General features: G+C 67.1%; 14 protein-coding genes. 8 read left to right on the plus strand and 6 right to left on the minus strand.

What is annotated here, in order from left to right; all coding sequences use genetic code 11:
* The first annotated feature begins 198 nt into the window (after positions 1 to 198).
* The 5 genes from mnmE (at position 199) to RN629_RS09135 (ending at position 5,746) form a co-directional block, all read left to right on the plus strand.
* Positions 199 to 1,485, plus strand: a complete 1,287-nt coding sequence (gene mnmE, locus RN629_RS09115; protein WP_407034940.1) for a tRNA uridine-5-carboxymethylaminomethyl(34) synthesis GTPase MnmE — start codon at positions 199 to 201, stop codon at positions 1,483 to 1,485.
* Between the two features lie 100 nt (positions 1,486 to 1,585).
* Positions 1,586 to 3,421: a tRNA uridine-5-carboxymethylaminomethyl(34) synthesis enzyme MnmG gene (mnmG, locus tag RN629_RS09120; protein ID WP_407034941.1), complete on the plus strand. Its 1,836-nt coding sequence runs from the start codon at positions 1,586 to 1,588 to the stop codon at positions 3,419 to 3,421.
* Positions 3,418 to 4,032 (plus strand): 16S rRNA (guanine(527)-N(7))-methyltransferase RsmG, encoded by a 615-nt coding sequence (gene rsmG, locus RN629_RS09125; RefSeq protein ID WP_407034942.1) that lies wholly within the window; start codon positions 3,418 to 3,420, stop codon positions 4,030 to 4,032. The genes mnmG and rsmG overlap by 4 nt, the downstream gene beginning before the upstream one ends.
* A complete protein-coding gene (locus RN629_RS09130) occupies positions 4,029 to 4,820 on the plus strand; it encodes a ParA family protein (protein WP_407034943.1) in 792 nt (263 codons plus the stop codon). The genes rsmG and RN629_RS09130 overlap by 4 nt, the downstream gene beginning before the upstream one ends.
* 2 nt (positions 4,821 to 4,822) lie before the next feature.
* On the plus strand, positions 4,823 to 5,746 hold the full coding sequence (locus RN629_RS09135) for a ParB/RepB/Spo0J family partition protein (protein ID WP_407035028.1): 924 nt from the start codon (positions 4,823 to 4,825) through the stop codon (positions 5,744 to 5,746).
* A gap of 162 nt (positions 5,747 to 5,908) precedes the next feature.
* Here RN629_RS09135 and holA read toward each other — a convergent pair whose 3' ends face one another.
* Genes holA through RN629_RS09155 form a run of 4 tightly spaced genes read right to left on the minus strand, consistent with a single transcriptional unit; the run spans position 5,909 to position 10,419 of the window.
* Positions 5,909 to 6,928 carry a DNA polymerase III subunit delta gene (gene holA, locus RN629_RS09140; RefSeq protein WP_407034944.1) on the minus strand — a complete coding sequence of 340 codons (1,020 nt, stop codon included), beginning with the start codon at positions 6,926 to 6,928 and terminating at the stop codon, positions 5,909 to 5,911.
* A 13-nt stretch (positions 6,929 to 6,941) separates the two neighbouring features.
* Positions 6,942 to 7,472 (minus strand): LPS assembly lipoprotein LptE, encoded by a 531-nt coding sequence (gene lptE, locus RN629_RS09145; RefSeq protein ID WP_407034945.1) that lies wholly within the window; start codon positions 7,470 to 7,472, stop codon positions 6,942 to 6,944.
* The gene (gene leuS, locus RN629_RS09150) at positions 7,469 to 9,970 is read right to left on the minus strand and encodes a leucine--tRNA ligase (RefSeq protein WP_407034946.1); all 2,502 of its coding nucleotides are present in this window, start codon (positions 9,968 to 9,970) and stop codon (positions 7,469 to 7,471) included. Before leuS ends, lptE begins: the two co-directional genes overlap by 4 nt.
* A gap of 14 nt (positions 9,971 to 9,984) precedes the next feature.
* A complete protein-coding gene (locus RN629_RS09155) occupies positions 9,985 to 10,419 on the minus strand; it encodes a DUF3576 domain-containing protein (protein ID WP_407034947.1) in 435 nt (144 codons plus the stop codon).
* Between the two features lie 178 nt (positions 10,420 to 10,597).
* Here RN629_RS09155 and RN629_RS09160 point away from each other — a divergent pair, with 178 nt between their 5' ends.
* Entirely contained in the window at positions 10,598 to 11,338 is a 741-nt protein-coding gene (locus tag RN629_RS09160; protein WP_407034948.1) for a hypothetical protein, read from the plus strand.
* A 48-nt stretch (positions 11,339 to 11,386) separates the two neighbouring features.
* Here the strand turns inward: RN629_RS09160 and RN629_RS09165 are convergent, their stop codons facing one another.
* Both RN629_RS09165 and RN629_RS09170 read right to left on the minus strand, forming a co-directional pair.
* Positions 11,387 to 11,863, minus strand: a complete 477-nt coding sequence (locus tag RN629_RS09165) for a hypothetical protein (protein WP_407034949.1) — start codon at positions 11,861 to 11,863, stop codon at positions 11,387 to 11,389.
* A 66-nt stretch (positions 11,864 to 11,929) separates the two neighbouring features.
* Complete coding sequence (locus RN629_RS09170; RefSeq protein ID WP_407034950.1) at positions 11,930 to 12,445, minus strand: thiamine phosphate synthase; 516 nt, start codon at positions 12,443 to 12,445, stop codon at positions 11,930 to 11,932.
* A gap of 40 nt (positions 12,446 to 12,485) precedes the next feature.
* Between RN629_RS09170 and RN629_RS09175 the strand changes: the two genes are divergently transcribed.
* A complete protein-coding gene (locus tag RN629_RS09175) occupies positions 12,486 to 13,145 on the plus strand; it encodes a YggS family pyridoxal phosphate-dependent enzyme (RefSeq protein WP_407034951.1) in 660 nt (219 codons plus the stop codon).
* Positions 13,142 to 13,819, plus strand: coding sequence for an HAD family hydrolase (locus RN629_RS09180; RefSeq protein WP_407034952.1), 678 nt, complete (start codon positions 13,142 to 13,144; stop codon positions 13,817 to 13,819). The genes RN629_RS09175 and RN629_RS09180 overlap by 4 nt, the downstream gene beginning before the upstream one ends.
* The last annotated feature ends 13 nt before the right edge of the window (positions 13,820 to 13,832 follow it).

A 13,832-nucleotide genomic window follows, 5' to 3' on the forward strand; every position in this document is an offset into this window, starting at 1 on the left:
CAGCGACATCGCTGCGCGACAACGCCTCTTGATCCAGGCCAACCTCGTGTGACACTATCCCCAACGTCACCGCTGACACATCACCATCAATGTCGCTGACCAGTCACCGACGATGTCGCGCTACAGCTGGTCGCCGATGGGGGAGGCCGGGATGGCCATGTGGCGGCGGATGTTCGAGGGGCAGAAGGGCTGACCCTGATGACCGACACGATCTTCGCGGTGTCGAGCGGCCAGCCACCGGCCGCGATCGCGGTGATCCGCGTCAGCGGCCGTGCAGCCTTTGCGGTCGCCGAGCGGCTGGCCGGGAACCTGCCGTCGATGCGCGAGGCGCGGGTTCGGCGGCTGCGCGCGGCGGATGGCGCGCTGCTCGATTCCGCCCTGGTCCTGCGCTTTCCCGGTCCTGCTACCGCGACGGGGGAGGATCTGGTCGAATTGCATTGTCATGGCGGGCGAGCGGTGGTGGCCGCCGTCGAGGCCGCGCTGGCGCAACAGCCCGGTGTCCGCCGTGCCGAACCGGGGGAGTTTACCCGCCGCGCGTTGCTCCATGGCCGGATCGATCTGGCCGAGGCAGAGGGGCTGGCCGATCTGCTCGAGGCGCAGACCGAGCGGCAGCGGCGGGCGGCGATCGGCGCGGTCGAAGGGCGGGTCAGCCAGGCGTTGCGGGGCTGGATGGAGCGCAGCGCGACCCTGTCCGCAGCGATCGAGGCGATGCTCGATTTCGCCGAAGAGGATGATGTGCCGTTGGATGAGGGCGCGGTGGCGCATGTCCGCGACGGGATTGATGCGCTGGCGCAGGAGATCCGTGCGGCGGTCGCACAGCCGCCGGTCGATCGCCTGCATGACGGCATCCGCGTCGTGCTGGCCGGACCGCCCAATAGCGGCAAGTCGACGCTGCTCAACCTGCTGGTCGAGCGGGAGGCGGCGATCGTCTCGCCCATTGCGGGGACGACGCGCGACCGGATCGAAGCGAGCGTGGTGCGGGCCGGCATCGCCTATATCCTGACCGACACTGCGGGCCTGGCCGAGGATACCGATGATGTGATCGAGGCGATCGGCATCACCCGCGCCCAGGAGGCGATGGCGCAAGCGGACATCCTGTTGTGGATGGCGGATGCGCCGCCGCCGCGTGCCGATGCGCTCTGGCTGCATGGTCGTGCCGATCTACCGGGGCGGGGGGCGATTCCGGCGGGGCGCAGGCTTGCGGTGCGACGGGATGATCCCGCGTCCGTCGAAGCGGTGTGGCGGCTGATCGCGGAGACCGCTGCGCGATTATTGCCGCGTGACGATGCCATCGGGTTTAAACGGCACCAGCAGGCGCGATGTCTGCGCGCGGCCGATGCGCTGGCCGCCGCGCCGAGGAGCGACCCGTTACTGATGGCGGAGGAGCTTCGCGTGGCGCGGTCGGCGCTGGCCGATCTTCTGGGCGTCAGTGCGACGGAAACCATGCTCGATGCGCTGTTCGGCCGCTTCTGTCTCGGCAAGTGATGTTCCACGTGGAACGTCGGGTTGGCGCGCTTCATCCTTGTTCCACGTGAAACATATCAGCGGCTTTGACCGCGCGAGGCCCTTCCGATAGGGGGAAGCCATGTTTGATGTCGTGGTGATCGGCGGTGGTCACGCGGGGACCGAAGCCGCAGCGGCGGCGGCGCGCCGGGGCGCGCGGACGGCCCTCCTTTCTTTTGACCGGCAGGGTCTGGGCGCCATGTCCTGCAATCCGGCGATTGGCGGATTGGGCAAAGGCCATATCGTGCGCGAGGTCGACGCCTTTGACGGGCTGATGGCGCGCGCGGCGGACGCGGCGGCGATTCACTATCGGATGCTCAACCGCAGCAAGGGCACGGCGGTGCAGGGGCCGCGCGTCCAGGCCGATCGGCGTCGCTATGCCGCCGCGATCCAGGCGATGCTGGCGGCGCAACCGAATCTGTCGATCGTTGAGGGCGAGGCGGAGTCGCTGATCCTCAATGGCGAGCGGGTCGCGGGAGTCCGGCTGGCCGATGGTCGGGCCCTGGCCTGCCGCGCGGTGGTATTGGCGACCGGCACATTTCTGGGTGGGCGCCTGTTCCGCGGGGAGGAGCGGCTTCTGGGTGGGCGAATCGGCGAGCGCGCCGCGACCCGGATGGCCGAGCAGTTGCGCGCGTTGAACCTCCCCATGGCGCGGATGAAGACCGGGACACCGCCCCGGATCGATGGTCGAACGATCGACTGGGCGATGCTGGACGAACAGGTTTCGGACCGTGATCCCTGGACCATGTCGCCGATGACGACCGTTCGGCCGCTGCCGCAGATCGCCTGCGCGATCACCCGGACGACCGATCAGACCCATGCGATCATTGCCGCGGCCTTTCACCGTTCGCCGCTGTTCACCGGCGCGATCGAGGCCAATGGCCCGCGCTACTGCCCGTCGATCGAGGACAAGATCAAGCGCTTCGCCGATCGCGACAGCCATCAGATATTTCTGGAGCCCGAGGGACTGGACGATCCCATCGTCTATCCCAATGGCCTGTCCACCTCGCTGCCGACTGATGTGCAGACCGCGATGATCGCCTCCATGCCGGGGCTGGAGCGGGCGGTCATCACCATGCCCGGCTATGCGGTCGAATATGACCATATCGATCCGCGCGCGCTCGACGCCCGGCTGGCGCTGGGCGCGATCGAGGGCGTGTTCTGTGCGGGGCAGATCAACGGCACGACGGGCTATGAGGAAGCGGGCGGGCAGGGCCTCATCGCCGGTCTCAATGCCGCAGCCCTCGCCTGCAATCTGTCGCCGGTCATCCTCGATCGCGCGTCCAGCTATCTGGGCGTGATGATCGACGATCTGGTGTTGCAGGGCGTGACCGAACCCTATCGGATGCTTACCGCGCGCGCCGAATATCGGCTGTCGCTGCGCGCCGACAATGCCGAGACGCGGCTGGGCGCGATTGCCGAGGCGGCGCAATGCCTGTCATCCGAGCGGATGGCGCATCGGGCGCGTCGACTGTCACAGCGCGCGACCTTGCACGAGCGCCTGACCGAGCAGCGAACCGCCACCGACCTTGCCAGGGCGGGTGCGGCGATCGCGCAGGATGGCGCGCGGCGTTCGGCGTATGAGTGGCTGCGCTTCGATGGGGTGGGCCTGATCCATGTCGCACCGGATGCGGCCCAGGGACTCGACCCTGCGATCGTCGCCGAGACGCTGGAGGATGCGCGTTACGCCCCCTATGTCGAGCGGCAGGCGGAGGAGGTGGCGCGGTTGCGTGCCGATGAGCAAATTCTGCTTCCCGCCGCGATCGACTATGCCGCCATTCCCGGCCTGTCGCAGGAGATGATCGACCGGCTGAGTCTTGCCCGCCCCGCGACGCTGGCGGCGGCCTCGCGCATTCGCGGCATCACCCCGGCCGCGCTGTCGGCGGTTCTCCTCCACGCACGAAAGATGGCTGCATGACCGAAGACCATGCCCGCGATTGGGTCGTCCAGCGCTATGGCGCGGAGGCAGCAGACCGGATCGACTGGTTCCTCAACCTGGTCGTGGTGGAGAATGACCAGCAGAATTTGATCGCACCGTCGACCATCCAGACAATCTGGGCGCGGCATGCGCTGGACTCGGCGCAGTTGATTCCGCTGGCGGACCGCAGCGACGGGCAATGGGTCGATATCGGCACCGGCGGTGGCTTTCCCGGCATGATCGTCGCGCTCGCCTGGCCGGGACAGGTGGCGTTGGTCGAACCGCGCAAGCGTCGCGCCGATTTCCTGCGCGATTGTGCCGAGACGTTGGGCATCGCCGATCGCGTCACCGTCCATGCCTCCAAGATCGAGAGCGTGGCGGTGAAGGCCGATATTATTTCGGCCCGTGCGGTGGCGAGCGTCGAAAATCTTTTGCGCGCGGCGGCCCACTGCGGCAAACAGGATACGCGGTGGCTGCTGCCGCGCGGCCGCCTCGACGAGCGCGAGATCAAGACCCTAAGCCGGCATTGGCGCTTCGTGTTTCACGTGGAACATAGCATCACCTCGGCGGATTCGTCGATCGTGATCCTCGACCGAGTAGGGGCCCGATGATCTGCGTTGCGATTGCGAACCAGAAGGGTGGGGTGGGCAAGACCACCAGCGCCATCAATATCGCCACCGCATTGGCGGCGACGGGGCTGAACGTCCTGCTGATCGATCTCGATCCGCAGGGTAACGCTTCGACCGGTCTGGGCATCGCCAACAGCCAGCGGGTTTTCTCCAGCTATCATGTGCTGCTGGGCGAAGCGGGGGTCGATGATGCCGTGCTGCATACCCAGGTCCCGCGCCTCGACATCGTGCCCGCGACGGTCGATCTGTCCGGGGCCGAGCTGGAACTCGTCGATTACGAGAACCGCACCCATCGGCTGGACCATGCATTGCGACGGTCGCGCGGGACCTGGGATATCGTCCTGATCGATTGTCCGCCGTCGCTGGGGCTGTTGACCATCAATGCGATGGTGGCGTCCGATTCGCTTTTCGTGCCGCTTCAGTGCGAGTTTTTCGCGCTGGAGGGCCTTTCGCAGCTTTTGACCACGGTCGAACGGATTCGGGCCCGGTTCAATCCGGGGCTGGCGATCCTGGGCGTGGCGTTGACGATGTATGACCGGCGCAACCGGCTGACCGATCAGGTGTCGGCCGATGTTCGCGCGGTTTTGGGAGGGGTTGTGTTCGATACGGTGATTCCGCGCAATGTCCGGCTGTCGGAGGCGCCGAGCCATGGCCTGCCCGCGCTGATCTATGATCATCGCTGCGTGGGGAGCCAGGCCTATATCGCGTTGGCGCGCGAGCTGATCGCGCGTCTGCCGCTCAATACCCAGCCAGGAGCGGCGGCAGCGTGAGCATGGAACCGGCCAAGCGTCCGCGTCCGGGTCTGGGACGCGGGTTGAATGCCCTGTTGGGCGACATGGCGCGGGAGGCGCCGATCGGTCAGGGTGAGCAATCCCCGTCCGGTGGCGTCAGGTTGCTGCCGGTGGGCGCGATGTCGCCGCACCCCGATCAGCCGCGCCGTCATTTCGATGAAGCCGCGCTGGACGAACTGGCCGCGTCGATCGCGGCACGCGGGCTGATCCAGCCGATCGTCGTGCGGCCGCATGGCAAGGATTATCAGATCGTCGCGGGTGAGCGGCGCTGGCGCGCGGCACAGCGCGCAAGGCTGCACGAAGTGCCGGTCGTCGTGCGCGAGTTCGACGATGCGCAGACGCTCGAAATCGCGCTGATCGAGAATATCCAGCGCCAGGATCTGAACGCGATCGAAGAGGCGCAGGCCTATCAGCGCCTGGCGGGCGAGTTCGGCCATACGCAGGAAGCGTTGGCCAAGATCGTCCACAAGTCGCGAAGCCATGTCGCCAATCTGCTGCGCCTGCTCGAATTGCCCGACACCGTGCAGCATCAGGTCGTTACCGGCGCATTGTCGATGGGTCATGCGCGCGCGCTGCTCGGCGCGGAGGAGGTCGAAGCGCTGGCGGATCAGGTGATCGCGCGCGGCCTGAGCGTCCGTGAGACGGAAAAACTGACGCGCGAGGCGAAGGGCGGCGGGCGCAAGCCGGGATCGGGCGATGGTGGCGGCGAAAAGGGCATGGGGCCGGGCGCGGGGGCCGATCCGGCCGATGCGGATATCGCGGCGCTCGAAAATCAGCTCGCCGACCTGCTCGGCCTGTCGGTGAAGATCGTTCACGGCGAAAAGGGCGGGACGCTGACCCTGAGCTACTCGACGCTCGATCAGCTCGACATGGTGTGCCAGCGCCTGACCGGTGAGGGCATTTGAAGGGGTAACGACCGCCCTAACGACAGGGGTACCCCGGCCCGCTTCGATGATGAGATCGATGCGGCGCAGTTTCTATTCGATTTCTGATGGACAAGGGCGTGGAGCGCGGTGCGTTTCAGGCCCTATTCCTCTCCTCGTCCAGGCTCGAAGGGCCGCGGGGGATCAGCTCCGCCGGGCAATGCCTTGCGCGATGACCGTCACCTCCGATTCGGCCAGCACCGCGCCCGCATTGCCCGGCGCCATCACCGCACGTTCCGCGGCACGGATTCGCGCCAGCGCCCGGGCCAGCATCGCCGGGGTCCAGCGGCGCAGCGCCCTGGCGGTCCGGGCCTCGTCGCGGAAAAAGACGCGGTGGCGTTTCATGACCGCATCGACGGGCTCGCCCTTGTCGATATCGGCGCGCATCTCGGCCAGCGCGATCAGCCGCCGGGCGAGCGCGCGCAACCAGGGAATGGGGGAGGCCCCGCCCTCGTCGAGCAGCGCCAGTTCGCCGCCCAGATCACCGACGCGCCCCTCGACCACGGCTTCCACCGCATCGCCCATCTCGGCCTCGCCCAGATCGGCACCGACAGCGTCCATTGCGGCGTGATCCAGCTCGCGCGGGCGATCGGGCGCGGAGTCGAGATAGAGGGACAGTTTTTCCAGTTCGCGGATCATCACCGCCCGGTCCGCGCCGGTCGCCTCGACCAGCCGTGTCGCGAGGCCGGGGCCCAGTCCCAATCCCATCTCACCGGCGATCGTCGCGGCCAGTCGTTCGGCATCCGCCGCGGTGGGCGCATAGCAGCCAAAGGCCATGGCCCGCGGCGAATCGATCGCCAGTTTGACGATCTTGGCGGTCGTCTTGACCGACGGGGCGATGGCGACGACGGGATTGCCCGCCGATTCGGCCTCCAGCAGCGCGGTGAAGGCCGCCAGACCTTCCTCGCCGACGCTGCCGATGCGGATATGGCGCGCACCGCCGAACAGCGAAAGCGAGGCGGCTTCGTCGGTCAGGCGCGCAGGATCGGTCTTCAGCGTCGCGGAATCGAGGTCGATCCGCTCGGCATCCGACCCCATGGCCTGGGCGAGGATCCGCGCCAGATCGGCTGCCCCGGCTTCATCGGGGCCGTGGAGCAGATAGAGGCGGATATCGGCCGAGGGACGCCCCAGCGCCTGGCGAATCTGATTGGCGCTGGCCTTCACGGCTGACGCCCGGTCACGGTCGGGCGGGGGCCATCGTCTCACCGGAGCGCGACCGCGCATAGGTGGCCAGCCGCGCGACGATCTCATCGGCGACGATCACCGACAGCCGCTCCAGCGCCGTGTTTTCCGCCGCGATGGTGGCATATTCGGAGCGGACGACGTCGATGCCGGCATCCGATCCGGCGGTCGAGTCGACCAGCACCGCGTTGCTCGTCTGGTCGACCAGTTGATAGCGCGCGCGGAGGATCCGCCGTTCGCGCACCACCGAATCGTCACGCCGGACGCCAAGGCCGCGAATCTGATCGTCCAGCTTCACGTCGAGGCGATAGCGCGCCCCGCTGGTCTGGCCATTGCCCAGCCGGTCCCGCAGCGCATTGGCCATCAGCCACCCGGCCTTCCCCTCGATCGGCGCGACCTCGATCCCCGACATGGCCTGTGCGACCGTACCCGAACTGCCCCCGGCATAAAGCGGGTGCAATCCGCAGCCTGACAAGGCCAGGGCCAGTCCCAGACCGGCGGCGAGGAGGGGAAGGGGGCGCGTCATGCGACGATGTTTACCAGACGATCGGGCACCACGATCACCTTTTTCGGCGTGGCTCCGTCCAGCGCACGGACGATCTTGTCCGACGCCAGCGCGGTCGCTTCTAATACATCTTTGGACAGCCCCTTGGCCACGGTCAGCGTGTCACGCAGCTTGCCATTGACCTGCACCGCGACGGTCACCTCGTCCTCGACCAACAGGCTTTCGTCCACCATCGGCCAGGCGGCGTCGGCGATCAGGCCCTCTTGCCCCATGCCGGCCCAGGCTTCTTCGGCGAGATGCGGGACCATCGGGGCGACCAGCACCATGGTGGTGCGGATCGCCTCGACGCGGGTCGCCGATGGCTTGGCCTTTTCGATGGCGTTGACCAGTTCGTACAGCTTGGCGACCGCCTTGTTGAAGGCCAGCGCCTCGATATCCGCCGCGACGCCCGCAATAGTCTGGTGCAGCTTACGCGCGAGCGGCTTGTCCTCGCCCTCGGCAGTCTCCGATCCGTCGAACAGACGCCACAGCCGCTGGACGAAGCGCCACGAACCCTCGATCCCCGATTCGGACCAGGGCAGGTCGCGCTCGGGCGGGCTGTCGGACAGCATGAACCAGCGCACCGCGTCCGCGCCGTACTGATCGACGATGGGTTCGGGATCGACGGTGTTCTTCTTGGACTTGGACATCTTCTCGACGCGGCCGACGGTGATTGGCTGACCCGTCGCGATCTCGATGCCGTCGCGGATCTCGCCGGGGGCGAGCCAGCGGCCGTCCGAGGACTTGTAGCTTTCGTGCGTGACCATCCCTTGCGTGAACAGCCCCGCAAACGGTTCGGCCACGTCGATCAGGCCGATATGCCTGAGCGCACGCGTCCAGAAGCGGGCATAGAGCAGGTGCAGGATCGCATGCTCGACGCCGCCGATATACTGGCCGACCGGCAGCCACTTCTTGACGACCTCAGGGTCGAAGGGACGATCCCTGGGCTGGCTGGCGAAGCGGATGAAGTACCAGGACGAATCGACGAAGGTGTCGAGCGTGTCGGTCTCGCGCCGGGCGGGCTTGCCGCAGGTCGGGCAGTCGACATGCTTCCATGTCGGATGCCGGTCGAGCGGGTTGCCCGGCACGTCGAACGTCACGTCCTCCGGCAGCGTGACCGGCAACTGGTCCTTGGGCACCGGCACCGCGCCGCAAGTCTCGCAATGGACGATCGGGATCGGCGTGCCCCAGTAACGCTGGCGGCTGACGCCCCAGTCGCGCAGGCGGTACACGGTCTGGCCCTGACCCCAGCCTTCGCCCTCGGCACGGGCGATGACGGTGGCCTTGGCGGCCTCTACCTCCAGCCCATCGAGCGGACCCGAATTCACCAAACGTCCCGCGCCGGTATAGGCGGTGTCGCCCTCGAACACGGGATCGACGCTATCGCCATCGGCGACGACGCGGGTGACGGTCAGGCCGTATTTGCGCGCGAAATCGAGGTCGCGCTGGTCATGCGCAGGCACGCCCATCACCGCGCCGGTGCCGTAATCCATCAGCACGAAGTTCGCGATATAGACGGGCAGGGTGATGCTGGCGTCCATCGGATGCAGCATCCGATAGCCGGTGTCGAAGCCCAGCTTTTCCTGCGTCTCCAGCTCGGCCGCGGTGGTGCCGCCCGCCTTGCAGCGTTCGATGAACGCGGCGGCGTCGGGGTTCGATTGGCCCAACTCGCGCGCGATCGGATGATCGGCCGCGATCGCGACGAAGCTGGCGCCGAAGATCGTGTCAGGGCGGGTCGAATAGACGTCGATCGGCGTCGCGAACGGCGCGACGGGCGCGAAGCGGAACTGGAGGCCCTGGCTGCGGCCGATCCAGTTTTCCTGCATCAGCTTCACCTTGTCGGGCCAATGCTCAAGGCTGGTCAGCCCCTCCAGCAGCTCGTCTGCAAAGTCGGTGATCTTGAGGAACCACTGGTTCAGCTTGCGCTTCTCGACCAGCGCGCCCGAGCGCCAGCCGCGCCCGTCGATCACCTGTTCATTGGCCAGCACGGTCATGTCGACCGGGTCCCAGTTGACCGCCGATTCTTTCCGGTAAACCAGCCCGCCGGCATACAGGTCTAGGAACAGCGCCTGCTCATGCCCGTAATAATCGGGCTCGCAGGTCGCGATCTCGCGCGTCCAGTCGAGCGCGAAGCCCAGCCGCTTCAACTGCGCCTTCATCGTCGCGATATTGTCGCGGGTCCAGCCGCCCGGATGGACGCCCTTTTCCATCGCGGCATTCTCGGCGGGCATGCCGAACGCGTCCCAGCCCATCGGGTGGAGCACCTCATGCCCGATCATCCGCCGATAGCGGGCCAGCACGTCGCCCATCGTATAGTTGCGGACATGCCCCATATGGATGCGCCCCGAAGGATAGGGAAACATCTCAAGGACATAGCTGCGTGGCTTGGTGCTATGATCGTCGGCGGCGAAGGTGCGCCGCTCCTCCCAGATCCGCTGCCAGGTCGAATCCGATTTCAGGGCGTTGAAACGCGAGGCCATTCTTCTCGTCTTTTTTACTTGGTGACCGAGGCACGGCGCAGGTCGCGCGCCTTGGTAAGGATGATGTCTTCCAGCTTCTGGATGGTCGCGGCCTCCACGGGTGCGGCGACCCACTGGCCACCGCGATTCACCTCGCGCAGGGCGGCGACGCGCAGGGCGTCGGCGCGCAGATCCTGGTCGAGAATGGCCACGGTGACCTTCATCCGCTCGGTCGGCACCTGCGGATTGATGTACCAGTCGGTGACGATCACGCCGCCGTTGGAATCGGTCTGCACCAGCGGCATGAAGCTGAGCGTGTCGAGGCTGGCGCGCCACAGATAGGAATTGACGCCGATCGTGGTGATCTTCGAGGCGGCCAGATCAGCCTGGGGGCGGTCCTTCTTGCCGGCACAGGCGCCGAGCGACAGGGCGGCGATTACCGCGAACGCGGTGGCGGAACGGCGAAGCATCGGCATTATCCTGACTGGGAATAAGGGTTGCCTATTGCCTCTACAGGCGCCCTGCCACCCCGGCAAGCGCATGTGCGTCCTGCCGATTCTGTGGACCATGGGCAACAGTCCGGCAAGATTCGCATCGGGGGCGGCAACAATGGGATCGCTCAGGTCCGATTCCATGTTAGGAGCGATCTTGAAAAGGGTCGCGGGAAAAAAGGGGCTGACCGTGTCGTTCGGGCGTGTGGTGATCGGGATTGCAATCGGGGCGCTGGCCGCCACGACGGCTCTGGTCGCGCCCGCCATCGGCGCGACCGACCAGGGCAGCCATGCCCCCCGGCGCTCGCTATTGCTGCGTGGTTTCGGCGGGTTCACGCCGGCGGCGGCCGATCCGCGACTCGCGGCGGTGTTCGCGCGCAGCGGATTGGACGCGGGCGATCTGCGCTTCACCCCGGCCGAAAGCCAGCGTGGCGTCAGCCGCGCGGTCACGGTGGCGGTCCGCGCGCGGAGCAGCCGCACCAATGACGAACGCATCGCCTCGGCCACCGCGCCGACCGTTGGACTGGCCCCGATCTCCTATAATCTGGGCGTCGCGGTCGGCTGGAAGCGTCTGGCGGTGTCGGGTGATGTCGCCCGGGTCGACATGGCGGGTCTGCCGGGCAGCCGCGAGAGCGCCGATGTGGCGGTCAGCTACACCGCCAACCGCTTTACCGGTCGCCTGAAGGCCTCGGCCGATCGCCCGATCGAGGGTGTGACCAAGCTGATCGATACGCCGTCCAGCTATTCGCTCGACATGGGCGGTTCCTATTCGCTGACGCGCAATCTCGATGTGACGGCGGGCGTCCGCTATCGCTCGGATCGCGAGCGCCTGTCGCGTCTCGACGATGATCGCCGCAACAGCCAGGCAGTGTATCTGGGGACGGCATTCCGCTTCTGATCCTGTTCGTCCGCGGGGGGCTGCGGATGGTTTATCGATGTCCTCGGATCATTTGCCCTGTGTCGCGATGACGATCGTGCCGCGAACCGGCTTCTTCAGGCGCCGGGCAGGCGGCATGCTGGGATTGGTGGGATAGCGCCTGCCATCGAACCGCAGCCGCGCATCATAGCCGCGAGCAATGCCACCGCCTGCCACCCCTACGCTCAGATCATGCCAGCCATGCGTAATGGTGGGCAGGACCCGGACGGGCAATTGGGTGATGCTGATGGCGGAAATCACGGTATAGTTTCTGGGCCTGAGCGACAGGACGTAGAGTTCGCATCCGCCCGAACCACAATAATTCGCTGCACCACCCCCCTCGGTCGAGGCGATCGCATAGACCAGCGCCTCCGCCCGACCATCGCCGTTCAGATCGGTCAGGGCATAGTCATAGCGGGATAGAGCTTTGTCGCGAATGAACGCCGCGAGCCCTGCGGGAAGCGGGGCTTGCGTCGCCATGGCCATTGTCAGGATCAGCGAAATCATGGTCGTGGCGGTCCTTCCTGCATGCGACGCCCTATAAGCGGGTGAGATGACCGGCGGTTGACGCGATCAGGACTCATGGTTCTCCTGCCACGCATCGATCGCCGCCCAGCCGTGAAATCGTCCGCGCAACCGGCGAAAGCGTCGGGCGTCCATTCCGCCCAGCGCGATCATCGGCAGGTTCAGCCCGCGCCCGATCCGCGCGGCGGCGGCCGGACCGATGCTGGGCGCCCCCGGATGCGAGCGCGTGGGGTAGAGCGGCGAGACGAAGAGCAGGTCGGCGTCCCGCTTCCATCCCGCCATCGCCTCGCACCGATCATGCGCGGGCCAACTGTGTAGTCCGCGCATGCGGCCGTCCTTGTGCACCTCGTCTCCGTGTACACCTTTTCCGGCCAAACCGCCACCCGCGACCAGCAGGACCAGCCGCCGCGCCTGTGCGATTCGCCGTACGCGTCGGTGAATCGCGCGCCGCGCCGCCGGGGGCGTGGCATGGTGGCGGAACACCACGCCCGACCCCGGCGGCAATCGCCGCAGCGCCGCCCAAAGCCCGTCGCCCAGCCGCTCGTCGGTCATCAGCCATGTCACGGGGTATCGGTCGGCCATTGCCGGGACTATAGCGCGGGGCATGACCGACGACAGCGTTTCCCGCCTTTCCACTGTCTCCACCCAGTTGCGGCGCGCCGCCAGGCTGGGCGATCACGCGACCCCGATCCTGATCGCGGTATCGAAGACGCATGACGCCGATACGATTCGCCCGCTGCTCGAGGCCGGGCACCGGGTCTTCGGTGAGAATCGCGTGCAGGAGGCGGCGGCGAAATGGCCCGCCCTGCGGGAGGCCTATCCGGGCGTCGAACTCCATCTGATCGGCCAGTTGCAGTCGAACAAGGCGGCCGATGCGGTGGTGGTGTTCGACGTGATCCACACGGTCGACCGCCCCTCGCTGATCGCCGCACTGGCCGAGGCGATGGAGAAGACCGGGCGGCGGCTCGATTGCTTCCTTCAGGTCAATATCGGTGCGGAGGAGCAGAAGGGCGGCTGCGCCATCGCCGATGCCCCCGCGATGCTGGCGGCGGCGCGCGCCGCGGGATTGCCGATCATCGGGTTGATGGCGATCCCGCCGCAGGGCGTCGATGCCGCGCCCTATTTCGCGCTCCTTGCCAAGATGGCGCGTGACATGGGGCTGGCAAAGCTCAGCATGGGCATGTCCGAGGATTATGAGGTCGCCGCGATGCTGGGCGCCAGCCATGTCCGCGTCGGCAGCGCGCTGTTCGGGGCCCGCACATGAGCCGCTTCGCCGCGCTGCTGTTCGATTTCGACGGGGTACTGATCGACAGCGAATATGAGGGCAACCGGCATCTCGCCCAATGGCTGACCGCGAACGGCCATCCGCATAGCCCGCAAGAGGCGATGCACCATTATATGGGGCTGGCTGGCAAGGATTTCCTGTCGGCGATCGAAAGCCGGATCGGCCGCGCGCTGCCCGACGATTTCCATGAGGCGCGTCGGCAGGAGGATCTCCGCGCGATGGAAGAGGGTGTCGCGGCGATCGCCGGGGCGGTCGATTTCGTCCGTTCGCTGCCCGCCGATTTTCCCAAGGCGGTGGTCTCGTCCAGCCCGACGCGGTGGATCGACCGCCACCTGCGCCATCTGGGCCTGCGCGAGGCGTTTGGCGATCATATCTATAGCGGCCGCGAGCATGTCGCGCGCGGCAAGCCCGCGCCCGACCTCTATCTCTACGCGGCCGACCGGCTGGGCGTGGCGATTGGGGATTGCGCGATCCTGGAGGACTCGCCCGTCGGTGCGACCGGCGCGGTGGCGAGCGGTGGCTATGTCATCGGCATGTGCATGGGCACGCATTGCGCGGCCGGGCATGACGAGCGGCTGCGCGCGATCGGCGTGGCGGCGATCGCCCCGGACTATGCAGCGGTGCAGCGCGAATTGGCGATCGGAGCGGGGTGACGACGAGGCCGGA

The organism is Facivitalis istanbulensis (assembly GCF_040560405.1).
Taxonomy (GTDB): domain Bacteria; phylum Pseudomonadota; class Alphaproteobacteria; order Sphingomonadales; family Sphingomonadaceae; genus Sphingomonas; species Sphingomonas istanbulensis.